We start from the raw sequence: 24,638 nt of genomic DNA, 5'->3' as shown, positions 1-24,638 counted from the left end.
AAAAACCGAATCCATATGGCTAACGATACAAATACTAACGATAATCTTTCAGAGAAAAACAGGTTTTCTGACGAGAACGAAGAAGTGGTCGACAAAGAGTTCAAACTCACCTCTACTTCTCTCAAGAACAGAACGACGGTTTTCTTTCTAACCTTTTTGCTGATTGTGATGGGAGTGAGTTCTTACATCTCGCTTCCAAAAGACAGTTATCCGGAAATTGAGCAGCCGATAGTTTACATCGGTACTCCCCATCCGGGTAATGCACCCCTCGATATAGAGAACCTGATAACAAGGCCGATCGAGAAAGAGATCAACACCATCTCTGAAGTTGACAATATTAAGTCGACTTCCGTGCAGGACTACTCCACCATCATTGTTGAGTTCAGTGCCGAAACGGCTATTGAAGACGCCTTGACGAAGGTGAAGGATGCCGTGGACAGGGCCAAGCCGGAGCTACCTAGCGACCTGCAAACGGATCCAAACATTTTCGAACTCAACCTGTCAGAGTTCCCCATCATGAACATCAACCTTTCTGGGAATTATACTCTGGAAGAGCTTGAAGACTATGCGGAAATTCTTGAGGACGAGATTGAAAAAGTAAGCGAGGTAAGCAAAGTAGAAATCAGGGGCATTGACGAGAAAGAAGTCAGAATCAATGTAGACCCCTACAAGATGGAGGCTGTGAAGGTCAACTTCTCCGACATTGAGAATGCGATTTCTGCTGAGAACGTTTCACTTTCTGGTGGAAATATTCTTGAGGACGGCATTAGAAGAACCATTAGAGTGGTGGGTGAGTTTGAGGAGGCCAGTGAAATGGAAGACATCATTGTCAAAAATGAGAACGCTAACATCGTCTACCTTAAAGACATAGCAACCATTGAATTCGGTTTCAAGGAAAAGCAAAGCTTTGCCAGAATGAATGGCAAGCCTGTTGTTTCTGTGGATGTGATCAAAAGAAGCGGCGAAAACCTGTTGATTACAACAGAAAAGATCAATGTCATTCTTGAAAAAACGAAGGAGTCACTACCCGCTGATCTTGAAATCGCTATCACCAACGACCAGTCGGAAATGACCCGTGAAATGGTGAGCAACCTGGAGAATAACATTATCTCAGGAGTAATTCTGGTGGTTTTGGTACTTCTCTTCTTTTTAGGAACGAGAAACGCCTTGTTTGTGGGCGTGGCCATTCCGTTGTCGATGTTCATTTCCTTTATCGTGCTGTCGGCCTTTAGCATCACTATCAACATGATGGTACTGTTCTCGCTGATCATGGCACTGGGTATGCTGGTGGACAATGGTATTGTGGTAGTGGAAAACGTCTACCGTTTGATGGAATTGGGTATGAAGCCACTTGAAGCTACCCGTCGGGGGGTGGGAGAGGTGGCCTGGCCTATTATTTCCTCCACGGCAACCACACTTGCGGCCTTTCTTCCTTTGGCCTTCTGGCCGGGCTTAATGGGCCAGTTTATGCGTTACTTGCCTATCACCTTGATTGTCACGCTTAGTTCTTCACTTTTTGTGGCTTTAGTGATCAACCCTGTAATGATTGCTGCTTTTATGAAGGTGGATGATAGACGGGCATTCAACTATAAAAGGATATGGATATTTGCAGGTGTCAGTACAGGCATAGGCGCTTTGTTGCTGCTGGCAAAAGCGAATGTGCTTGGTAACTTGTCATTGCTGCTGGGTGTACTTATTCTGTTAAATGTATACGTACTGGTTCCTTTGTCCAGAAAGTTTCAGGACACCTTTCTTCCTTTTATCGAGGGGCTTTACTCCCGAACACTTCAGTTCGCTTTGCGGGGGTGGAATCCAACGCTGTTTTTCTTTGGCACTGTATTTCTATTATTCTTTTCACTTGGCATGATGGGGGTATTTACGCCTAACGTCATTTTCTTTCCTGAGAACGAACCAAAGTATGTCAATGTATTCATTGAGCAGCCTTCGGGAACCGATATCAATATTACCAACTCATTTACAGAGGAGGTAGAGAAGAAGGTAATGAAAGTGGTAGAGCCTTATCAGTTCATGGTTGAGTCAGTAGTGACGAAAGTAGGACAGGATACTGCCGACCCTAATGACCCTTCGGCGGTGGGCCAGGCAGAAACACCCAACAAAGCCAGGATCACTGTCAATTTTGTGGAGTTTAAGTACCGCAAGAGGGAAGGTTCGGATGAGTGGGTGATGACCAGCGATATCATGAACGAGATGCGGGAGGCGGTTCAGGGCTATCCTGGAGTTGCACTGACCGTTGACAAAGACGCCGCCGGCCCCCCGGTGGGCAAGCCAATTGCCATTGAAGTGACGGGACAGGACTTTGTCCGATTGATTGAAATTACTGAAGACATGAAAACCTTCATTAATGAGTCAGGTATTGAAGGTATCGAGAGACTTAAAACTGACCTCGAAACAGGCAAGCCAGAACTTATTGTAGATATAGACAGAGAAAAGGCCCGCCGCTTCGGTTTGTCGACCTACTCCATTGCCAATGAGGTGCGCACGTCTTTGTTTGGTAAAGAGATATCCAAATTCAAACAGGGAGAAGACGACTATGAAGTACAGTTGAGACTTGACGAAAAGTATCGCTACGATATCGATGCGTTGATGAACAAGAGTGTGGTTTTCCGTGACCAAACCAATGGACGGATTGTTTCAGTGCCGATCTCTTCCGTAGCCAAGGCAGAGTTGAGCACTACCTATGGTTCGGTGCGTAGAAAAGACCTGCAAAGAGTGGTGACCATCAGCTCCAACGTGTTGGGAGGAGCCAATCCAACCGAAATCAACAATCAGATCAAAGAGTTGCTGGTGAACTTTGATATGCCTCAAGGCTATTCATTCAAATTTGGTGGAGAGCAGGAAAAGCAAGCGGAGGAAATGGCCTTCCTGAGTAGTGCGCTGCTGTTGGCAGTATTCCTGATCTTCCTGATTATTGTGGCGCAGTTCAATAAAATGACGGCACCCTTGATCATCATGACGTCGGTGCTTTTCAGTACCATCGGAGTGTTCCTTGGTCTGGTAATCTTCCAAATGGACTTTGTGGTCATCATGACGATGGTGGGAATCATTTCTCTGGCGGGTATCGTGGTGAACAACGCTATCGTACTCATCGACTTCATTGAACTTACCAGAAGTAGAATGAGGAAAGAATTAGGTGTTGAAAGGCTGACTATCGAGCAAGTGGATGAAGCGATTGTTGTCGCAGGGAAGACCAGGCTTCGTCCGGTGCTGCTCACTGCCATCACCACTGTGCTTGGCCTGGTGCCTTTGGCTATTGGCCTGAACATTGACTTTATCGGCTTCTTCAGAGAGTACAACCCCGACTTTTTCATGGGCGGAGACAATGTGATCTTCTGGGGGCCTATGTCATGGACCATCGTATTCGGTCTTACGTTCGCTACCTTCCTTACGCTGGTGATTGTGCCTGTGATGTACTGGTTCTTTGCCAGGGTGAACAGGAGATTCGGATTAAGCTAAAAATAATTGAGCCCTTTTAAAGTATTCCCTGGCGTTTAAACGTCTATACAAAGGTGAACTTAAAGGGGCTCTTTTTCTTTCTTATGAAAGAGGTCTCTCGCTGACCATAATTAATGTCACCTCTAAATGAATAGGATTGTGTTTGCATTCTTTTTGCTCCTCCTTCTGCTAGCAATTGATTGGTATGTTTTCCAGGCTGTCAGGCTGGCAACTGCCGACATGTCTCTGACTACACGGAAAGCTGTGTTCTGGATTTTCTGGGGCGTCACCACCTTGTCGGCACTTGGTGTTCTTGTCGTTAACTTCGCCGACTTATCCGCAGTGAAAGGCCTTCGCACCTTCATTGTGCTCGGCATCTTCATTAACGTGATGTCAAAACTGTTCGCCCTTATTTTCCTGTTGGTAGGAGATATTATCAGAGGGTTTCAATGGCTTGGCAACTTCATATTTTCAAGCCCAGAGCCTATCAACCCCAATGGAAGAGCCATTCCCAGGTCTGAGTTCATTTCAAAGGTAGCGCTTATTGCAGGGGCTGTTCCGGCATTGACGATGAGTTATGGTATTTTGAGTGGCGCTCATGACTATCGTATCCGGCGAAAAACGATCTACTTTCCGAATTTACCCAAAGAGTTCGACGGCATACAGATAGGGCAGCTTTCCGACATCCACTCTGGCAGCTTTTTCAACAAGACGGCAGTAAAAGGCGGTGTGGAAATGCTGTTAGGCGAAAAGCCAGATCTTATCTTTTTCACCGGCGATTTGGTGAACAATGAGGCGGAGGAAGTAAAAGAATACATTTCCATTTTTGACAAAGTAAAGGCACCCCTTGGAGTTTACTCCACTCTTGGCAATCATGACTATGGAGACTACAAAAATTGGGTATCAGAGGCTGCCAAGCAATCAAACTTAGAAGACCTTAAAGCGGCCCATAAAGAGTTAGGCTGGCGCCTGATGATGAACGAGAATCTTCCTGTGAAGGTGGACGGCGAGCAAATAGGCATCCTGGGCATCGAAAACTGGGGAGCCGGCAGATTTGCCAAGTATGGCAAAATGGATTTAGCTCATCAGGGGTCCGAGGAATACCCGTTTAAAATTCTGCTTTCGCATGACCCCAGCCACTGGGACGCACAGGTGAGGCCCAACTATGCTGACGTTGACTTGATGCTTTCAGGTCACACACACGGATTTCAGTTTGGTGTAGAGATTGGTGGTTTTCAATGGAGCCCCTCTCAGTACGTTTATAAGCAATGGGCAGGCTTGTATCAGGAGGAAAACCAGTATTTATATGTCAATCGGGGCTTTGGATACCTTGGTTATCCTGGTCGTATCGGTATTCTCCCGGAAATAACCATCCTTGAATTGAAAGGAGCCTGATCTATTAGACCAGGCTCCTTTTGCAGTTATCGTTATTTCTGTCGCCCCGTTAGAAAGGTATGCTCATAAATACCTGGAGCACTGAGTTTTTAGAGTTCTCGGTTGCTTCTGCTGCCAGCGAACCACTTTCTCCAATTTCCTGTAGGCCGTAGTTATACCGAACTCCCAAAGAGCCTCCTGTGAAATTGAAACCAACGCCGCCAAACACTCCGTAGTCAAACGTGTTGAATTTGTCCCGGTCAAGCTCACTTACAACTTCTTTGGTTCCATCTGAGTCGATTCTCTTCACCTTTACTGAGGTTAACAGAGACACATAAGGGCCAGCTTCAAAGTAGAAGTTACCGACTGGGTTTACCTTCAAAGCTACCGGCACGTCCACATAGCTGAGGTTGAAGCGATATTTGCCATTGCCCAAACCCAGGAATGTGTCATCGTAAATAACTTCGGCACCTTTCAGTGAGTAAAGTATTTCTGGCTGAATCGAAAATTGCTTCACTAGTTGTGCCTTGTAGTAAACGCCTGCATTGAAGCCAACTTTCATGTTTTCATCGTCTACATCATCAACGTAAAGATTTGAAAAGTTGAGTCCTCCTTTGAGACCGGCATCCTGAGCAAGCGCTCCGCTGGTGATGAACATCATTAGTAAACTGGTTGCTAAAATGGTATTTTTCATATTATTTTTATGATTTTTACTATACACCAACGAAGCAAAGACCAGATTGTTGCGTTGAGTTGGCCAGCTATCTGGGCCTGAGTGACTTAACAAGTCGTGGAAATTGGCGGCGTTGAAGTGCTTCACTGCTGTGCGTTGCCAGGTTCATGATAGGAGTGCTAGCTCTTCCTTTTTTCCTCTTCATATATATCAAGCTGATACGGAACAAAATGTAATTCGTATAGCTTTTGACGAAACTCATACCAATCGTTACATATTTTCATTACATCTATTGCTTCTTGTATGAAACGATTTAGCTTAATAAGCCCTTCTTCATTTAAGTATTGGTGATGTTTGAATCTCCTTATGCCTATTCGTTCATAAGGATTCAATAATTCTAAGGCGGGCAGAACTTCTTTCCCAAATCGGCTGTAAATGATTTCTTTAGTCCACTTACCCACGATATTTGGTTTTTGGGCAATTGGCTGATTTTCTGTAAATTTCCAATTGTTCAGCCGGAATATCTGCTCATAGTATTCACCGACAAATCGACGCTCGTATTCTCCTAGTTCTTTACAGACTACTTCAAGCCTATCTAAGTCAATTATAGCTCCTCCAATAAGCTGAATTTTAAGGTTTTCCCTGTCAAGCACTTCATCAGAGCCTTGTGACAAAACCTTTTGATCAGCGGAGAAAATTAACTGTTTCTGTAAGGCCTCTCTATCTTCTACAAGATGATCAGTTCCTTGAGTCTTTACATTTGTTCCCTTTGGGGCTCCATTTTCTTCTTCTTTTTCGTTTAACATTGTTAACGGATTTAATTGTAATATTTCCTTTTTAATGAGTTCACATATTCTTTTATTGGTTTAGGAGATGACCATCGGATTTCCAATGGGTCAAGAAGTGCTTCTAAATTTTTTGGTGTTTCAATTTTTGCCTTTGCCCAAGCGTACTTATTTTTTTCACCAATGTCATAAGCATGAAAAGTATATATAAAGCTCGGGTGAACATGATTCTTTTTTGCAAAAGCTTCGATAAACTTTGAATCATTAATGAATGGCCTAATAGAATTTGTTTTTTCTTTGGAGAAAAGGTATTCTCTAGCAAATCTATTTGCCTCCAACTCCCTTTCAATTACAGAAAGTTGCTCGGTACTCTGATCCGAAAGGTGGAACCGATTCTTTTTTATTTCATCCCAGTCAAATAGTACATGAAAAAGCTCATGGATTAATGCAAACCATAGAGTAGGGTAAAATCCTGCATAGTTGGTAAGTACAACACATGGTTTATCTCCAACAGTTAGCGTAGCACCCCTCAGGTGCACGGAGGAAAGGGAAGAAAGATAAACAACGGTTACACCAAGCTTGTACAGGTCTCTAATAACATTCGTCAATCCTAATTCCACATTGGTGGAGTGCCATCTAATTTCTGGAAAGTAATCTATTAACCCCTGTCTGTCGTACCTGTTTGGGTTGTCAATTTCCTCAAAGAAGTTGATTGCAAACTTAATCCAAAGAGACCTACTTAGGTCATTTTTAGGTTGCACCTTACTGGCGCTGAATGCTGCACCGCCAGTAGGCTTGGTATACTCAAAAATTGATTTTAGCCCTAAAAATGACGTTATCTTGATTTCTATTTCTTCAAAGTCGCTTATATCAGTAATAAATTCAGCCTTCTTTAGAACTGACAAGTCGAAATTTTCTTTAATAAACTTTATTTTTTCAGGACTTGATTTAGTAGTTAGATCGAAGTTCTTCTTTAACTCATCCAAATATAAGTTAAACACTTCTTCCTTAGATAGTTGTAGGAAATCAGCCAGCCTGATAAAGTTGGTAAAGTCAACTATTTTTTGAGTACCATCCAGCATTCCGTTTAGGGTTCTTGGTTGAATATTTATAATATCCATGGCGGCAGATGTGGCAGATATATCTAGCTCGTCTACCCTGGCATTGAATAAGTCCCTTAAATTCCTAGTGGGGCTTATGCCTTTAAGGAGGTCTTCTATTTCTGTTCTATCGTCTCTCTTTTTGCTCATCCTATGTTTAATGCATGATTGCAATTACAAAAATATACATTTGGATGATTTAATGAAATTTTTCACTTTTTATTGCTTGCTTGCAATAATAATATTAGGTATTTAATGGGATAATATACATCTTTGATTCATTCTATGGATTTCGAATCACTATCTCAACTACTAGACTACTTCAAGGAGGAAGAAACTTGTATTGAGTACTACAGGAACATCCGTTGGCCTGGAAAGTTTGTATGCCCTCATTGTGGCGCAGAAGATCCTTATGTAACTAAAAGAGGCTTCAAGTGCTCAAATAGTGAGTGCTACAGGAAGTTCAGTGTCCGGGTTGGTACTTTCTTCGAAAGCTCAAAGATTCCATTGAGGATTTGGTTTGCTGCTATATGGTTAGCCACTAACCACAAAAAAGGCATTAGTTCAATTCAATTGTCTTTGAATTTGGGCATTGCTCAAAAGACTGCATGGTTTGTTTTGCATCGTGTTCGTGAAATGCTGAAAGACAAAGATCCTAGCATGCTCGGGGGTGGGTAATAAAAAAGAGAGCTTACAGGCTCTCTTTGATTTTAAGGGTTGATGGATTCGTTGGTTATATTCCAATTACATCCGTTCTCATAGCAATAGTGGGTTTGATTTTATAAACAAATTAACCGATATCAGTAGTATTTCCAAATTTAAAAGAGCCATTCTTAAGAGAACTAGTTGGATTGTAATACCTCTTGTTTGTAGTTCTCGAAAATCCGCTAAAAGAATGTTTAGCTTTAACTCTTAATTCAATGTTATGTTTATCAGTCCAAATATCGTGCAAATTTTCTAGAGTAATAAATTGGTGTGCATATTCAGCATGTGTGTCTGACTTAGATATCTTGTTTAATGACCATGTTTTGTCCTTTATTAATGGTATAGGAGTCATAAATATATCTTGGCCTGTATCTGAATTTATGTATGTTATTAATACTAGTTGTGCCTCTACATCATAGATTCGGCTTTTCCAAGTCTTATTTATTACTTTAAATCTGAAGCATGTATGTTTAGTTCCATCAATTTCAATCTTGTTATGAGCAACTCTGTCAGATATCTCAAGAGATGGCCTTACTTTTGTCATAAACCATAAAAAAGAAAGTGACGATGCCAATCCAGTTCCAATGCCAATTACTATTGAGCTAATTATTTGAGCAGTTTCTTCTGTCATATTTACTTTAATAGAAAAAATGGATGTTAAAATAGATAAATTATGATTGAATTAAAAGAAAAAATTCATATTGCTTCTGGTTAACCTTATCGTTTATCGCTGTTTTAGCTAATTTCCACATCGGCTTTCCAATGAGTACCGTATCAAGTTAGTGTAGTGCTTTTTTAGCATGCAGCTTCTCACTATCCTTAGATTAAAAATATTGACACACCTTCCACTAATGTCCAACGACAACAAAAAGAAAAAAGAGCGCTCTGACAAGTACGAACAAAAGCTCCGCATAACCGGCAGCCTGGATGATGTACTTAGAACCAGTGCTTCGCCTAAGAAAGTGAAGAAGTCATCAGCCGAAAGCTGAGAGAACTTCATTAAATCGGAGTATATCAGCACTTGTGAAACATCCTTTTAATCAATGGCCTAGTTCTGGCCTACCTGCCTCGGTGTTTTAATTCTGAAGAACTAACTATGCACTCTAACAAGATGCTCGAGTGAGAGACAATAAGTAACTTTTACTCATTCGTTTCAAAATGAATAGAAGCTAAAAAAGCCCTGAAGTGTCATTCAACTTCAGGGCCTTGAAATCGGCGGTTATGCCAGAGATTTACTCATATTTCAGGTTGTTTGCCGGGTTGGAATTGGCTGCCCTTAATGCATGATAGCCAGTTGTCAAAACAGTGATAACCAGAATGATTAGCAACACGACAACAAACAGCAGCAGGTTGATGTCAACGTGATATTCGAAAGTTTTGAGCCAGTCATTCATGAAATAGTAGCCGAGCCCGAACGCAGGCACAGCGCCTATAAGTACCAGCCATACAAAGTCTTTCACGAGCAGAGTTACGAGGCCGCCAGTGTTGGCACCCAGCACTTTCCTGATGCTTATTTCTTTGGTGCGTTGTTCGGCAATGAAGGAGGCTAAACCGAGTAAGCCAAGGCAAGCTATAAAGATCATCATCAGAGAAAACCCGAGAAACAGTTTGCCACGAAGCTGATCTGTTTCATACTGCTCCATAAACTCTTCATCAAGGAATGTGGCATCGAACGGAATGCCTGGGTACACCTCGTTCCAGCTAGCTTCTATGGCGGCAAGCGAAGCCTGCAGATCTTCCGATGTTTTGATAAGCACACTCGAATTGTTGAGCCCCGGGATAAACATCAAGGCTTCAATGGGGTTATAAAGCGACTGCTGATGGAAATCCCTGACCACACCCACCACTCTGTGAAACACAGTGCTGTCCCGGTCAAATTGAAACTTCTTGCCTATAGGCTCTTCCCAGCCCATTCTGGCTACCATGGCCTCGTTTACCATCACCGAGGTTGCCGTGTCGCTTGGGTATTGCGAAGAGATATTTCGCCCCTTCTCAAAAGGAATGCTGAGTGTGGGGAAAAAGTCGTAGTCCACAACATAGGCATCGATGCCATAATTTTCCATTACTCCCTCGTTGGTCTCGACGCTCATCACATTTTTGCCATAGCCATTCCCCGGCGAGGTACTTGAAGAAGCCACTGACTTGATATTGGGGTTCTGCATCAGTGAGTTTCGGAAAACAGGGTATTTTTCACGACTGGCCTGATTGTCCAGCACAACACGGACCACTTGATCTTTGTCGAAGCCAAGGTCTTTGCTGCGCAAATATTGCATTTGATCGTAAATGATGAACGTACCTATCAGCATGAAGATGGAGATGGCGAACTGGATGCCAACCAGCACTCTTCTGAGCCACTGGTTACCTCCTCTGCTGGCTCCCTTGCCTTTTAGCACTGCTGCTGGCTTAAATCCCGACAGGTAAAAGGCCGGGTAGCTGCCACTAACAAACCCAGTGAGCACCAGGATGCACAGAACCACCAGGATGAGCTGTGGCTGCAGTAGGTCTAAAAGAGACAAGTTGGTGTCGAGGGATCCATTGAAAAGAGGCACAGCTATAGCCAAAACTATTAAGCTGATAACTAAGGAGATAACTGTAAGTACTACTGACTCAGTGATGAACTGTCCAATCAACATGCTCCTTTGAGCACCCATTACCTTTCTGATCCCCACTTCCAGGGCTCTGCGCATGGATCGGGCGGTCGACAGGTTCATATAGTTGATGCTGGCAATGACGATCAGGAACAAGGCAACAGCAGCAAAAATATAGATGTATTTGATGTTGCCTAGTGCTTCAGGCTCGCCTTCAAAAGTGGAATAAAGATGAATGTCTTTGATGGCAATCATTTCATACCGGATCACGATGTCAAACTGATCGAAGATCACCGCTACGTATTTATCAATAATGTCATTAAGCTTGGTCTCCACTATTTTGGGGTCGGCACCCTCTCTTAACAAAGCGTAAGTGTAGATGCCAAAGCCGCCCCAGTTTTGGGAGTTGTTTCTGTCGGAAGTGCTGGCCGACATCATTGCATTAGGTCTGATGTGAGAGGTTTTAGGCAGGTCTTCATACACACCAGTGATTTCGAAGGAATTCTGGTCTGTTTTCAAGATCTGTCCAACTGGGTTTTCACCTTTGAAGATTTTGTCTGCCATGGTTTTGCTGATGACCATGGAGCTTGGGTTCTGTAGCGCTGTGGAGGGGTTACCGGAAATAAGGTCAAAAGAAAAAACATCAAACACTGTGCTGTCTACCTGAAAGACATCTTCTTCAAAATAGTTGATATTGTCTTTGATAAACTTGGTGCGGCCGTTGCCAATAAAGCGGACGTACTGCTCTACTTCTTCAAATTCAGCCTTCAACGTTCGGCCAAGAGGGAGCTGGGTTACAGCCCAGCGGAACGCATTATCAGGCTCCTTAATGTCCGACGAAATGCGGTAAATCCGATCCGCTTTTGCGTGATGGTTGTCGTAACTAAGTTCTTGCGACAGATAGAGAATGATTAGCAAGCTGGAGACAATTCCGATTGTTAAACCGAGAATATTAAGCGCAGCATAGGTAGGCTGGCGCATCAGGTGCCTGATGCTGACCATTAGGTAACTTTTTAACATGATTAGTCCTTTTGAGTTTGAGTCTTGTAAATATTACGAAATTCTTCGTAAAAGGATGTTAAAAAAAGTTAAAGTCCTGATCAGAAGGATTTCAATAGTCAGTGGGAGGAGGTATTTTGAAGCGAGTAAAACTGATGAGGGAGGCTTATATCAATTTTTTCACCGCCTTGATTACGTAGTCAATTTCTTGTTCGGTGTTATAAAGAGAAATTCCCATGCGGGTAACTCCGCCTTCTTCCAGAAGGCCAAGTACTTCAATGGCCCGCACGGCATAAAAATGGCCGTCCCAGGCGCAAATGTTTTCCGCCGCAAGCTGCCTGCAGACCTCTTCGGCAGTTTTTCCTTTGGCAGTAAACGACACGGTGGGAGTTCTTTTTTCAGATGAAAAATCCTGGCCTACAACCGTTATGCCCTTGATGGCCTTTAGTTCTGCGTAGAGTTTTGACGCCAGGGTGAATTCATGTTGGCTTACTTTGGCGTAAGCATCATCCAGTTTCTCTCTCAAATTATTGCCTGATCCCAATGAAGCGATGAAATCAACTGCGGCGGAAACTCCAGCCATGGCGGCATGATTGAGGGTGCCGGTTTCAATAGAATAGGGGGCTATCTGGTCGGTGGTTCGTAACCTGTCGGTAGGTAGCCTATCAAGCAGGCCTGACTTTGCGTACAATATACCAACATGCGGCCCATAGAATTTGTAGGCCGAGCAAATCAGGAAGTCGCAGCCAATGGCTTGCACATCGATGCTGAAGTGCGGCGCATAGTGAACTGCATCCAGCAGGAGCCAGGCACCCACCTTGTAGGTCATTTGCCTAACCAGTGCAAAATCGTTGACAGTACCTATGGCGTTGCTCGACATACCCATGCACACCAGTCTGGTGTTTTCATTGAGCTTCTGTTCAAAGTCGGCATAGTCCAGTGTGCCGGTGGGCAAAAGCTTCACCTCCCGCACTTGGACACCAAAATCTCTCAGCGTAAGCCAGGGCCCCCGGTTGGCTTCGTGATCCAGTTGCGTAATCAACACTTCATCTCCAGGCTTTAGTAACCTGCTCATTGCCCGGGCCAGGGAGTAGTTGATAGTGGTCATGTTCTGACCAAGCGATATGCATTCCGGGCCCGGCGCCCCCAGCAGGGTTGCCATCTTTGTCCGTGCGTCCGCCATCACTTTGTCGGTTTCCTGTGTGGTGATAAAGGCACCGTGGGTATTGGCGTTGGACCGGCGATAGTAAGTTGAAATAGTTCTGATGACCCTCTCAGGTACCTGGGTGCCGCCCGGGCCATCCAGAAAGATCAGAGGTTTCTTGTTGTGCAGACGCCGTAAGGCAGGAAACTGGTGATGTATGGACTGAGGATCGAACACAGACTTTTTAGCCATGGGAGTGTGGAGTTTAGGAAGTCTAAGATGAGAAAAAACACGATATGGAGTATTGCTTTTTTGAAGGGCGGGCTGAATTTTTCCTCATAGTTCCGACTTTTTATTACCTAATAAATAATTAGAAACCCTGTAAATTAGTGTACTTTCAAATTGTTCTGTATTTTGCCATGGTGTAGATTTGTCAAAACCTATATTTTAGTGGTCTATGAAAAAAGCGTGGATTGACTTTTTAAATTCTTTTAAGCCTACCTATTCGGTAACCGTACGTTTGTATCACGTAATTCCGAATTTTCCGGAAGTACAATCTTTTCAAGATCGGGAGGAGTTTGGTAAAGGACAGTATCAGAAAGCCAAGCTGTACTATGACAGGGTTGTCAGAAAAAATATCGAGCATAAAGTGATGCCTGTGGAGGTGAGACTTATCAAGGGTAAAAAGACGGTGATGGAGTCCAGAAACTTTGGGCCTGTGGATACGGTTAAGAACCTAAACGTGCCAGTTTAGAAGAGCGCTGTTTTTAATATGAAATACCAAGCTGTCCTTTGACAGCTTTTGTGTTTTGTAGCCTACTTCAACTTTGGCAGCGACAGTCTGAACTTCACTGCCAGCAGCCGGATTACCACGATTACACCGATGGAAATCAGCAGGTTGACATTACGGTCAATTTCAAACAGTCTGAGCGACAAGTAACAAATAGCGCCGGCCAGGCAGGCTGTAGCATAAATCTCTTTCCTGAAAATCACCGGCAGTTCGTTGGTCAGTGTGTCACGGATCACCCCGCCCATGATAGCAGTAAACATGCCCATAATGGCTGCTATTTCTGGCCTTACCCCGACAGAGAGGGCTTTTTCGACTCCCAAAATCGTAAAGAAGGCTATGCCCACAGTGTCGAACAGCATGAAGGTTCGTTTCAGCCGGGAAACAAAGCCGTACAGAATAAAAGTAACGATGACACCAAGAATGATAGCGTAGAGGAAATTAATATCGCCTATCCACACCAATGGATAGCTACCAAGCAGCACGTCCCTCAAGGTACCGCCCCCAATGGCTGTTAGAAAGCCGGTGAAAGCCGCCGCAAACCAGTCGGCTTCTTTGCCCTGTAGAGCCAGAGCGCCGGAAATAGCAAAAAAGAATGTACCGATAAGTTCCAGGGCGTATTGAAGATCCATAGTCGTATAAATGACGCTTCAAAATTAGGGAAAGAGAACAACAATTCAGGGCTGCCAACCTCGATTTAAGGCCAATCGAATTTTGTTAGATCTCCGTAAATGAAATCGTATTTTAGATGGCTCTTTAGCTTCTCGTTGCTAACAATTTTAAAGTAGGTAACCTCAGACGCAGCAAATTGAGGAGGAACCACCCCCAAAACCTCCGCAGCCTTTGTATAGAAATTCCTTTTTGGCGGGTGAGTATCACTACAGCAGTTAAATGTGTCTCCGCTCGCCTGCTCTTCGATCATTTTGTGAATGATGTTAACGCAATCGTCCCGGTGGATCAGGTTGACCAACTCTTCACCATTTGTCAGCCCTTTTTTTCCGGCAAAGAACCTGGCTGGCTGGCGGTCGTGGCCAATCAGGCCTGCCATCCGCAGAATTACGACCTCCTTGCCATTCAGCTCTCTCAGCCGGTTTTCAGCCTCGAGCAAAACCATCCCTGCTTCTGAGTCAGGCTGTAGCCGCATTTCTTCCGAGACAGTGTCGTTGGTATTTGGATAGACTGAAGTAGAACTTACATAAATGATTTTGCTGACAAGCGACTTAGCTACTCCGTCCAAAAGGATGCCGAACGAATTTCGGAACTGCTCAGCCCCGCCTTTTCTAACGCCCGGGGGATAGTTGACCACCAGAATGTCCGATGTAAGAAAATCCGATAGCTGGGTATGGTTACCGCCGTCGGACAGCTGAATCAGAAACGGCTCGATGCCAGACTTTTTCAGTAAGGCAAGTTTTTCCGGGGAGGTGGTAGACCCCTTGACCTGGAATCCATTTTGAAGAAGGTGCCTGGCCAATGGCAAGCCGAGCCAGCCACAACCTAAAACACTAACTGATTTCTTTGAAGTGCTGTTTTCCATGCGACACGATATTAACAAAAAGCCGCCTCAATCTGCCCCTTAAATCAGTTTTATACCAACGGAGGGCTTTATCGAAAAACAATCAGGTGGTTTTTAGTGCTTTGTTTTAGCTTTGTGAGCATTCATCATAATCAATTATTAGTGTCTACGCCGTTTCGTCTTTTGTTTTGTGTGTTTTGGAGTATCCTTATGATTTCCTCCTCTCTGTTGATCATGATCATTACACTCAACAGAAAAATACCAGTAGTGATGGCACGCACCTGGTGGTCGCCTGGGATTTTATGGGCGTGTGGCGTTAAGCTGAAAGTGGATGGAGCTGCACACGTCAATGACAAAGACTCGTATGTATTCGTCAGCAATCACTTGTCATATCTTGATATTGCTGTTTTGTTCAGGGCTGTACCCGTTAACCTTTACTTTGTTGCCAAGCAAGAGCTGAAAAAAGTGCCATTTCTTGGGTGGTACATGATGGGCACGGGGATGATCTTCGTTGACAGGAGCAACAGGGAAAGAGCCATTGAGAGCTTAAAAAAGGCTGGACAGCTTATTCAGGGAGGCAAAAACGTGCTGATGTTTCCGGAAGGAACCAGAAGTCGCAATGGAGAAGTTGGTATCTTCAAAAAGGGGCCATTTCTCCTGGCTTCTCAAGCCGGTGTGCATGTAGTTCCGGTGGCTATTAGTGGGTCGGAAAAAGTATGGAAAGCCGGCAGATTTGCTATAAAGCCTCATAAAGTAGACGTCCATATCGGCCTGCCTGTTAAGCATGATGGCAAGACTGATATCAACACATTTATTGGCAAAGCCAGGGAGCAGGTGATAGAGTTGAAGGCCATGCCAGCCGAGGCTTAACGGTTTTTGCCGCATGTAGAATCACTGACCCTTTCTGTTAAGATCGACGTCGGCATAGAAGCCCAGGTCTTTGTTTCTCACCTGCTTCGTCCAGAAGGCAATTTGACCTGTGTGGTAGGAGTAGTGCTCTACGGCATGAATGACATTGCCAACCCCTGAAAATTCGTAGGCTTGCACAGGCCGAACTCTAAGCAACTCCTCGTCAGAGATATTTTGAATCACTTCAATGGCTTGAGCTACGGTGCTCTCTAGCTTCAACTGCAGTTCTTTTTTGGTGTAGCCGCCCTTTGCACCAAACTCTTCATCTCTTACCCTTCGGTCTTCTTTACCTCCCAATGATGAAATAATGTACTGCGTAATATTTCCGCAGAGATGAAGAATAAGATTGCCCATGCTGTTGGATGAGGCGTTTGGACGCTGCCATATTTCCTCTTCAGATAATTGATCAAGGCATTTGGCTATTTTTTGGGTGTTTTCCTGCATGCGCATGATGGCATGCTGTTTAACTTCAACAGCGAGTAGGGAAGGTGTCATTTTGTATCAGTAATCGAAAATATCGTTCACGTTAATTGTCAGCCCGGGAACGGCGGTTGAAGGCACACTTTCGTCGACTGTAAATTTGAAAGACTGGCTGTATTTCCCGTCACTACGCAGTACAAAAACTTCCACTACTTTTTCACCTGGATAGACCACCCAATACTCTTTTACACCATTTTCTTCATATAGGCTGAACTTATCTTTGAGGTCTTTCGAAGAAGTAGATGGGGAGAGAATCTCTACCATGATGTCAGGTGCACCACTACAGCCTTTGTCATCTAGTTTGGAGGGATCGCACACCACACAAATGTCTGGCTGAACCACGGAGAAAATCCGGTTATCGGGATCTGATGGTTTTTGTGGCAGCCGCACATCAAAGGGGGCGGCGTAGGCACGACATTTAGTTTTTTTCAGGAAGGCTTTTATGCAGTAGAACAAATTACCACTCACATCCTGATGTGCCCGATTTGGGGCAGGAGACATATGAAAAACCTTTCCTTTGATCAACTCCACCCGCTCCTCGAAACTCCACCGAAGGTAGTGAGCATAGCTATAGGTAGCTTCCGGCTCAAGCAACATGATGTCGTTGATGTCGGTCTCCGGTATTTGGTAGGGCTTTGCCATTAGATAAAGATAAATAATTGAATGGAGGCTGCAATGAATTCTCGTTAGTTTGGCAGCCCCGGCTCGACCATAATCACCTCTTCTCTCTCCACAATCACGGCTCCCGGATGAGCGCCTTTTGGTTTTCTCACCCATTTTTTTGGCGTGAAAATTACCGGACAAAGTGTATCTGTTTTCCTTTTAGAATAGTAGGCAGCCAGAGCCGCCGCCTGCTCGATAACCGGCTTGGGGAAGTTCTGTCCTGCTCTCCATTTCAATACCACATGGGAGCCAGGCACATCTTTGGCATGCAGCCAAAGGTCGTTTTTAGTAGCATACTTCAGGGTCAACTCGTCGTTGTTTTTGGCGTTGGTACCCACCCACACCTCATACAACCCAATCTGGAATACTTTAAAAGGGCGGTTTATGGTAGCCTGTTTCGACTCTTTCGCTAACCCGTGTTGCTGAATGTACTGCCTGATGAGTTTCAGGTCTGTCATGTCTTCCAGGTGCAGCAGATGTTCTGCAACAGTATCCTCTAGTGCTTCCTTAGCAGCAATGGACTCTTCCAGCTTTTCTATTTCAATTTTTTGGTTCTTGGATTTGCGGTAAAAAACCTCCGCATTTTTCTGCGGGGTCAAAGCCCTCTTTAGCTTGATAGTAACTGGCTGTCCGGTGTAAAAATTGTCAAGAACTACTTCCTCTTGTCCTTCTTTTACCTGGTGAAGGTTGGCCATAAGCACGTCGGCCAGTTGCGAGTAGCTTTTTCCTTCTTTCAGATCAATCAATTTAGCTTTTGACTGTTTCAGGTAGCTTTCTGTTTGCTTCAGCTCCTTTCTCAGGCGTTGCAATAGCGGGTGCAGCTCGGTTTTCAGGTAAAACTCTCTGCTGACTTTTTGCGCATAAACCGTAGTTGCCTCAATAGCCGAACCAGTTTCCATGAGCACTTCCCCGGCTTTGAAAAGCAACAGCTGCACCTTTTCCTGCCAGCGGCAGATGTAAAACGTGGGATTTTCAAAAGCACTTAGCATCTCTGTTATCAGCGCCCATTTTCTTTCTATCGTTGTGTCATCGTAGCCCAGTCCGTTAAGAAATGCTGTGGTTTCCTTGCCCAAAATGGGAACAAATTGTCTAAGCTCACCTTCCACTTCGCCAAAGTGCTCTCTTGTCAATGCAAGTGTTGACACAAGCTGTTCTTGTGTGAGCCCTTCATCATCCAAAAGCTGGCTCCTGAAAAGCCTCTGGCTACCGTTTTTGTCGGTGCCGATGATGTTTGATCTGCTGCCATGCATCTTGAAGAGGAAACTAAAGCCATTGTTAAATGCCATGACAAACGAGCGATCACAGGGTGTGATGCTGACCATTTCCAATTCGCCACCAATGGCTTCTTCAAAGAGATCGACATTGTTTTTTCTGCCCCTGGCAAAGCTTTCAGGAAATGAAATGAAAGTGAGCTGGGGAATGAGGGAGACCCTGATAAACTTCTCTTCCTCGTTTCTGTAAAAGTGAAAAATAAGCTCATCTTTTTGCTGGCTGAAGCATGCGCCTAATGTGAAGCCACGCCAGGCGGCATCCAGCTCCTTGCACAGCGGCTTCAGAAAGAAATAGTTGAGATGCATAGTAAGAACAACTTGAAGCAGGGAATTAAAGCGTTAGCTGCTGACCGTCGTAGGCAAGATAGATGTTTTCAGGCAATTGAGCAGAGACATCTCTGTGCGAGCCCAGCTTGTGGGAGATATGCGTGAAGTAAGTTTGGTCGGCTTTTAGCTCCTGAGCCAGAGTAACAGCTTCGTCCAGTGTAAAATGGGAGATGTGAGGGGCTTTCTGCAATGCATTAAGCACCAGCACCTTGCTTCCTTTTATTTTTTCCTTTTCCTCGTCCGAAATGTAATTGGCATCAGTAATGTAAGTGAAATCGCCAATTCTGAAACCAAACACTGGCAGCTTGAAGTGCATCACATTGATAGGAGTTATTGTTGTTTGGCCTATGGTGAATGGATTCCCGTCAAGTAGCTTTACGTCCACCAATGGAACGCCGGGGTACTTGTGGTCAGCAAAAATATAAGAGAACTCTCTCTTGAGCTGTGTGATAACCGCTGTGCTGGCATACACCGGCATGTCCATTTGCTGCAAAAAGTTAAAGCTTCTGATATCGTCCAATCCGGCGGTGTGGTCTTTGTGCTCATGAGTGAAGATGACAGCGTCGAGTCTTTTGATTCGCTCACGGAGCATCTGCTGTCTGAAGTCGGGGCCGGTGTCTATCACCAGGCTGAGACCATCAACTTCGATATGGACAGAGGAGCGGAGGCGTTTGTCGTGAAAGTCAACCGACTGGCATACTTCACAGTTGCAGGCAATGACAGGCACTCCCTGCGAGGTGCCGGTTCCGAGGAAGGTCAGCTTCAAATCTCCAGCTTGGTTTGGGTGAGCTCCAGAAGAAGGGATCTATTTTTGTCGCTTAAGCCTTTTGGATCAATTTCTATCGACTTTAATATCTCGAGCAGGGCATTGATTTTCCCATCAAGAGGGAAATATTTATTGACAATGGCAATTTTGGTGTCTCTCAAAATGCAGTAGCCGGAATGGAAACTGCCTTTTTCATAGCGGAGAATGTAGTCCGACTCAGCGAAAATGTCTTCTAGTTTGTTGAGGAAATGTTTGCTGTATTTTACCTGCATATCAACTGGTATACTTCCTTACTTTTTCAACAAGTTGGTCAAAGTTCAGAGGCTTGGGAATGAAGTCATTGATTCCATTGGAAATAAATTCCTCCATGGTGTAGTTCCGGGCGTTGCCGGTTATCGCAACAATAGGTATGTTTTTTTTGGCCTCATCGCTTAGGTTTCTCACCTTTTTTGTGCACTCAATACCATCCATCACGGGCATATTAATGTCCATTAGAATAAGATCAAAAGACTCTTCATTGAGCTTTTGAAGTACTTGCTCTCCATTCTTTACCGAAGTGATCTGAAAGTTTTGGAGCGTGAGAATCTTCTTGGTAAGGTTCTGAATAACTGAGCTATCTTCAGCGACTAGAATTTTTTTCATAATTATGATGAGGTTGAACTCGCACCCACAAATAACTTGTAATTTTCTTTAAATTCATCAAAGCTGGCATCTATTTGAGCTAATTTCTTTTCTACCTCTTCGTAAATGCTACGTTTTAGTTCCTGTTCAAGCTGAGTTACATACCAGGCAAAACGTTCTATGCCCAGGGTTCCGGAGTTACCCTTTAGGGTATGTAGTTCCGACCTCAGCACTTCGTAATTGCTCACTCTTAGTGCCTCCCTGCAGTTTGCCAGACTCTCCTGAGCCTCTTTTAAAAAATCGTTGAGCACCGACTCAACCATTTCGGCTCCACCATACTTGCTGAGCTCATCCAGTACCAGGGTGTTCACAATTTTAAGATCGTCAGGCACCTCGGCCATTTTTTGGACAACAATTTCGCTAGGCTTATTGTTCTCTATCCAGTCCACTACTTTTTGGATGATGGTTTTGGCCTGAATTGGTTTGGAAATATAGTCGTCCAGACCGCTATCAAGGAATTTCTTTCTGTCCTCTTCCATCGAATAGGCAGTCATGGCGATGATTGGGGGCTGATGGTCGAGGTTAAGTAATTTAATTTCCCGGGTGACCTGTACACCGTCTTTTTTGGGCATTTGTATGTCCATAAAAACAACATTGTACTGGTGCTGTTGGATCATTTGAATGGCATCGTCGCCATTCTCTGCGAAATCGACCCTGCATCCCGCTTTAATGAGGATATGTCCAGCCACTTTCCTGTTGACGTCATTGTCGTCCACCAAAAGTATATACGGAATTTTCTTGCTGAATACTTTCTGAATGGCCTCGTCGGTAAGGGGAAGGTTCCTTTCCTCGGGTTGCTCTATTATTTCAGCTTCGAAGGTAAACCAAAAGGTACTGCCAAGACCGGGGGTAGAGTATACGCCTATTTCACCGCCCATTGATTTGGTCAACTCTTTAGATATTGCCAGCCCGAGCCCGGTGCCGCCAAATTTTTTGGTCATGGAGTTGTCAACCTGACTGAACGAGTCGAAGAGCTTTTTCAGGTCTTCCTTGCTGATCCCAATGCCCGAATCTTTGATCTTCACCTTCAGAATCAGGATGTCTCCCTTTCTCTTGTGCTCGTTGAGGCTGATGTAAATTTTGCCTCTTCCTTTGGAGAACTTGATAGCATTGGAGGTGAGATTTGAAAGCACTTGCAACACCCTGGTTTCATCGAGTAAGAAGTATTCGGGCAAGCTTTTAGCTACAGTATACTGAAGGCTGGTTTCGTTGATGGAGGCCTGCTGGCTGAACAAGTTATAAAGCTTGTCTAAAGTACCTCGCAGGTTTACAGGCCTTTTTCTAATCTCCATTTTGCCCGCCTCAATTTTCGACAAATCAAGAATGTCGTTGAGAATGGTGAGGAGGGTTTCAGACGATTTTTTTATTGTTCTGAGGTATTCGGACTGCTCCTGATCGAGGTGTGTACTGCCTATCAAATCCAGCATGCCAATGATCCCGTTCATAGGCGTCCTGATCTCATGGCTCATGTTGGCCAGGAACCGCTCCTTTATCTTAAGTGATCTCTCAGCAAGTTCTTTTGCTTTGCGAAGCTCTTCGTTGGTGCGGATCAGAGTGGTGATGTCTCTGGCCACACCTTCAATTTCGAGTGGATAGTTCCGGCGGTATACAAGGCGAATATTGCAGAGGCATTGCAAATCCTTGCCGTCTTTTGTGTACAAAGTTGCCTCGAAGTTTCTTAGTCTTCTGTTCTTTCGAAGCTTACTGAATACACTGTGAATGGAGTCAGACGAACTGAAAAGTTCGTCTATATTTTTTCCTATTACCTCCTTAGATGTGTAGCCTAAAAGCTCTATGACTGATGGGCTGATCATAGTTATTTTCCCCTTGGCATCGCAACGGAAATAAATGTCCTGGAAGGATTCGAAGATATTCCTGAATTTTTCTTCGCTTTCCTGTAGTGCCACTTCGGAAAGCTTCTTCTCGGTAATGTCATTGGCTATAACTGAAATCTCTTCGATGGAGCCGTCAGGAAGGAAGATTGGGTTGAGGAATACATCTCTCCATATTTTGTTGCCCTTGAGGTCAGTGACCTGGCTTTGGAAGTTGACAATTTCGCCGCTAAACGCACGGTCGTACTTGGTTTTCCAGAAATCGCTGAGGCTGGGTACCAGAAAGTCGAAGCCGCTCTGACCACCCAGAGAGGGGGTAATGCCATAGTATCGCTGTAGCGCATCAGCATAGTTTTGGTTGAAGGAAGTAAAGCAGTAGCTCCTGTCTATCGACCAGATTTGGTGAGTGGTAGACTCAAAAATTGCTTTTAGCCTGGCGCTTTGGCTAATGATTTTCGCTTCGTTTGACTTGCGTTCGAGAGCAAGAGAGACCTGACTGGAAATGAAATCCAACAGCTCGAGGTCTTTGTGGTTATAGGCTGTTCGGTCCTTGTAAGAGTGAAACGAAATAACACCCGCCGGTTTGCCGTCAACATTGACCTGTACGCCCAACCAGATTAGCGGAAGCTTGGCATGAAGTGGCAGTTTTTTATTATCCGCAATTCTTCGAATGCCGTCTTCGTAAATAATTAGCGGCTTGCTTCTCTCAAATGTAAACTCAGCCAGCAGTTTGGTGATGCTCTTTAGCTGCTTGACTTCCGAAGGCTCCTCTAACTCAGTGATGAGGTAAGGGAACTGGATTTTCCCTGTTTTTTCATCTTTGAGACTGATGGCAAAATTCTGAATCTTAAGTATTTTGTTTAGCTCTTCAAATACGTTTCGGTACAGCGCATCGAGGTTGCTGCTGGTGGTGGTTAGGTTGGCAATTTTGTAGTAGAGGCTTTGTGCTTTTTCAGCACGTATCCTTTCTGTAATGTCGTAAAAGATACCTCTAAACTCTGTCGGGCTGCCATCCTGAATAGTGCAGTTGACACGCCCGGAAACGTAAATATTCTTACCAAACTTGCTGATAAAAACAGTTTCGAACTTCTCGATCCGCTCCCCGTGCCCAATTTGGTTCAGGTTCTCAATTGTGCTGCTCTGGTAGTCTTTCGGTATTAAATCAGTAAGCCTCAGCTGGCTTATTTCTTCGTCATTGTACCCGAGTTTGGTTTTCCAGGCTTCATTCACGAACCTGAATTCTCCCTCCGATGTGAAAATTTGAATAAGGTCACTCGAATTGTCGAAGAGTTCTTTGAGCTGGGCGTTGGTCTTTTCCAACTCTTGACGAACCTTCCGTCTTTCTGTAATATTTTCGCCAACGATAGTTATGCCAATTACCTGGCCTTTGGCATTCTTAAGTATAATGGAGCTAAACCGTATAATGAGAATTTCGTCTCCATCCAGCGTAATTACACCAGTTAGTGCTTCGGTGTAGTCCTCTCTCTCTACCAGTGTTCGGAAACTTTTTTTGGTTACGTTGTCACCACCATAGGGCTGAAATACCTCAAAGAGACTCTTTCCCATAAGGTCGCCAGCGGGCTTCCGGGTGGCCTTCAAAAACGCTTCATTGCAAAAAGTGATAACACCCTCGCTGTTGGTAGTAAGCGAGAGTATTTTAGACTGGTTGAGTGATTTTTGAAGCTTTTTTTCACTTTCCAATAAGGCCTTTTCACGACTTTCGGCTTCTTCTGCCAGCTTCCTCTCGGTAATGTCTATGGTGGCGGAGATATAGCCGGAGAACTTACCCAGGCTGCTTACTCTCGGAATGCCGGTATCAAGTACCCATCGGTATTTCTTATCGTAGCGGCGAAGCCTGTAGGTAACTTCATATTTTTTGCGACGCTTGAATGCAAGATCCATTGTGACCAGCACGTCGTTCAGGTCTTCCTCGTGAATGTTGGCGATCCAGCCATTGTTTTGCTCTTCCTCTACTTCTTTGCCGGTAAACTTGAGCCATTGCTTGCTGAAATAGTAGAAGAAGTTGTTGGAATTGGTCATTCTCAACAGCACGGGGGCGTTGTCGGCCAGAGACTGAAACGTCTTTTCTGATTCCAGAAAATACACGTCAGCATCATCGTCTTTATTCTCCAGCTTGATTGTGCAAAGCAGGTGGTTGTTTTTCTCTTCGGTTAGAGCCGACAGCTTTATTTTGGAAAAGAAGACCTTATCAGAGGAGTTTTGAATTTCTCCAACAAACTTTTGAGGGAGGCCAAGCAGGGCCAGTTTTATTTTTTGTTGGAACTTGTCGGCTGAAGCACTGCCATCGGCTTGAAAATTGGGACAAAACTCAAAGACAGATTTTCCAACAATTTCCTTGCTGCCAACCTTGAAAACCTCAAGAGCTTTTTCATTGCAGTTGACGATGATATCATTGTTTAGCAACAGGCTGATGTCGTTGCTGTCTTCTATAGACGTTTTAAACCGTGATTGTGCTATCCGTAGCTCACTATTAAGCCTTTCGATCTCCTTCCGTAATTCTTCCGTAGTTTTGTTTTCAAGGCTAATCATGCATCAAAGGTAGTCTGCCAAACAGGCGACGTATTGCC

The 24,638-nt window shown here is 44.4% G+C and carries 21 protein-coding genes; 6 read left to right on the top strand and 15 right to left on the bottom strand.

Annotation, left to right across the window (positions count from 1 at the left end; all coding sequences use genetic code 11):
• The first annotated feature begins 15 nt into the window (after nt 1–15).
• Nucleotides 16–3,474 carry an efflux RND transporter permease subunit gene (locus RIF36_RS20470; RefSeq protein WP_350124064.1) on the top strand — a complete coding sequence of 1,153 codons (3,459 nt, stop codon included), beginning with the start codon at nt 16–18 and terminating at the stop codon, nt 3,472–3,474.
• A 126-nt stretch (nt 3,475–3,600) separates the two neighbouring features.
• Nucleotides 3,601–4,848, top strand: coding sequence for a metallophosphoesterase (locus RIF36_RS20465; RefSeq protein WP_350124062.1), 1,248 nt, complete (start codon nt 3,601–3,603; stop codon nt 4,846–4,848).
• Nucleotides 4,849–4,897: 49 nt separating this feature from the next.
• Here the strand turns inward: RIF36_RS20465 and RIF36_RS20460 are convergent, their stop codons facing one another.
• From RIF36_RS20460 to RIF36_RS20450, 3 genes are all read right to left on the bottom strand, one after another.
• A complete protein-coding gene (locus RIF36_RS20460) occupies nt 4,898–5,521 on the bottom strand; it encodes a porin family protein (RefSeq protein WP_350124059.1) in 624 nt (207 codons plus the stop codon).
• A gap of 158 nt (nt 5,522–5,679) precedes the next feature.
• Entirely contained in the window at nt 5,680–6,306 is a 627-nt protein-coding gene (locus tag RIF36_RS20455; protein WP_350124056.1) for a P63C domain-containing protein, read from the bottom strand.
• An 11-nt stretch (nt 6,307–6,317) separates the two neighbouring features.
• Nucleotides 6,318–7,535 (bottom strand): ImmA/IrrE family metallo-endopeptidase, encoded by a 1,218-nt coding sequence (locus tag RIF36_RS20450; RefSeq protein WP_350124053.1) that lies wholly within the window; start codon nt 7,533–7,535, stop codon nt 6,318–6,320.
• Between the two features lie 135 nt (nt 7,536–7,670).
• Here RIF36_RS20450 and RIF36_RS20445 point away from each other — a divergent pair, with 135 nt between their 5' ends.
• A complete protein-coding gene (locus RIF36_RS20445) occupies nt 7,671–8,063 on the top strand; it encodes a transposase (protein WP_350124051.1) in 393 nt (130 codons plus the stop codon).
• 112 nt (nt 8,064–8,175) lie between these two features.
• On the opposite strand, the gene RIF36_RS20440 is transcribed toward RIF36_RS20445, so the two are convergent.
• The gene (locus tag RIF36_RS20440; RefSeq protein WP_350124048.1) at nt 8,176–8,721 is read right to left on the bottom strand and encodes a hypothetical protein; all 546 of its coding nucleotides are present in this window, start codon (nt 8,719–8,721) and stop codon (nt 8,176–8,178) included.
• A 220-nt stretch (nt 8,722–8,941) separates the two neighbouring features.
• On the opposite strand from RIF36_RS20440, the gene RIF36_RS20435 reads away from it, so the two are divergent.
• Nucleotides 8,942–9,079, top strand: coding sequence for a hypothetical protein (locus tag RIF36_RS20435; protein ID WP_350124045.1), 138 nt, complete (start codon nt 8,942–8,944; stop codon nt 9,077–9,079).
• Between the two features lie 243 nt (nt 9,080–9,322).
• Here the strand turns inward: RIF36_RS20435 and RIF36_RS20430 are convergent, their stop codons facing one another.
• Together RIF36_RS20430 and RIF36_RS20425 are read right to left on the bottom strand one after the other, a co-directional pair.
• Nucleotides 9,323–11,698 carry an ABC transporter permease gene (locus RIF36_RS20430; RefSeq protein ID WP_350124042.1) on the bottom strand — a complete coding sequence of 792 codons (2,376 nt, stop codon included), beginning with the start codon at nt 11,696–11,698 and terminating at the stop codon, nt 9,323–9,325.
• Nucleotides 11,699–11,843: 145 nt separating this feature from the next.
• Nucleotides 11,844–13,073 carry a cysteine desulfurase-like protein gene (locus RIF36_RS20425; RefSeq protein WP_350124040.1) on the bottom strand — a complete coding sequence of 410 codons (1,230 nt, stop codon included), beginning with the start codon at nt 13,071–13,073 and terminating at the stop codon, nt 11,844–11,846.
• A gap of 205 nt (nt 13,074–13,278) precedes the next feature.
• Between RIF36_RS20425 and RIF36_RS20420 the strand changes: the two genes are divergently transcribed.
• Entirely contained in the window at nt 13,279–13,575 is a 297-nt protein-coding gene (locus RIF36_RS20420) for a hypothetical protein (RefSeq protein WP_151999801.1), read from the top strand.
• A gap of 62 nt (nt 13,576–13,637) precedes the next feature.
• Here the strand turns inward: RIF36_RS20420 and RIF36_RS20415 are convergent, their stop codons facing one another.
• Both RIF36_RS20415 and RIF36_RS20410 read right to left on the bottom strand, forming a co-directional pair.
• The gene (locus tag RIF36_RS20415; RefSeq protein ID WP_151999802.1) at nt 13,638–14,240 is read right to left on the bottom strand and encodes a trimeric intracellular cation channel family protein; all 603 of its coding nucleotides are present in this window, start codon (nt 14,238–14,240) and stop codon (nt 13,638–13,640) included.
• Between the two features lie 65 nt (nt 14,241–14,305).
• A complete protein-coding gene (locus RIF36_RS20410; protein ID WP_350124037.1) occupies nt 14,306–15,142 on the bottom strand; it encodes an SDR family oxidoreductase in 837 nt (278 codons plus the stop codon).
• Nucleotides 15,143–15,355: 213 nt separating this feature from the next.
• Between RIF36_RS20410 and RIF36_RS20405 the strand changes: the two genes are divergently transcribed.
• On the top strand, nt 15,356–15,991 hold the full coding sequence (locus RIF36_RS20405; protein ID WP_350124035.1) for a lysophospholipid acyltransferase family protein: 636 nt from the start codon (nt 15,356–15,358) through the stop codon (nt 15,989–15,991).
• Between the two features lie 21 nt (nt 15,992–16,012).
• On the opposite strand, the gene RIF36_RS20400 is transcribed toward RIF36_RS20405, so the two are convergent.
• From RIF36_RS20400 to RIF36_RS20370, 7 genes are read right to left on the bottom strand one after another with little or no spacing between them, the layout of a single operon-like run.
• A complete protein-coding gene (locus tag RIF36_RS20400; RefSeq protein ID WP_350124032.1) occupies nt 16,013–16,525 on the bottom strand; it encodes a DinB family protein in 513 nt (170 codons plus the stop codon).
• 6 nt (nt 16,526–16,531) lie between these two features.
• Entirely contained in the window at nt 16,532–17,152 is a 621-nt protein-coding gene (locus RIF36_RS20395) for a Uma2 family endonuclease (protein ID WP_350124029.1), read from the bottom strand.
• A 44-nt stretch (nt 17,153–17,196) separates the two neighbouring features.
• Nucleotides 17,197–18,750 carry an NFACT RNA binding domain-containing protein gene (locus RIF36_RS20390; RefSeq protein WP_350124026.1) on the bottom strand — a complete coding sequence of 518 codons (1,554 nt, stop codon included), beginning with the start codon at nt 18,748–18,750 and terminating at the stop codon, nt 17,197–17,199.
• A 25-nt stretch (nt 18,751–18,775) separates the two neighbouring features.
• Nucleotides 18,776–19,537, bottom strand: coding sequence for an MBL fold metallo-hydrolase (locus RIF36_RS20385; protein WP_350124023.1), 762 nt, complete (start codon nt 19,535–19,537; stop codon nt 18,776–18,778).
• On the bottom strand, nt 19,534–19,809 hold the full coding sequence (locus RIF36_RS20380; RefSeq protein WP_350077788.1) for a hypothetical protein: 276 nt from the start codon (nt 19,807–19,809) through the stop codon (nt 19,534–19,536). Before RIF36_RS20380 ends, RIF36_RS20385 begins: the two co-directional genes overlap by 4 nt.
• A 1-nt stretch (nt 19,810) precedes the next feature.
• Nucleotides 19,811–20,179, bottom strand: a complete 369-nt coding sequence (locus RIF36_RS20375) for a response regulator (RefSeq protein WP_350077790.1) — start codon at nt 20,177–20,179, stop codon at nt 19,811–19,813.
• Nucleotides 20,180–20,181: 2 nt separating this feature from the next.
• A complete protein-coding gene (locus RIF36_RS20370) occupies nt 20,182–24,600 on the bottom strand; it encodes a PAS domain S-box protein (protein WP_350124020.1) in 4,419 nt (1,472 codons plus the stop codon).
• Between the last annotated feature and the right edge of the window lie 38 nt (nt 24,601–24,638).

Origin of the sequence: Imperialibacter sp., from assembly GCF_040222815.1 — a bacterium.
GTDB lineage: Bacteria > Bacteroidota > Bacteroidia > Cytophagales > Cyclobacteriaceae > Imperialibacter.
Note: the sequence above shows the minus strand (reverse complement) of the source record. Positions and strands in the feature narration are given on the sequence as shown.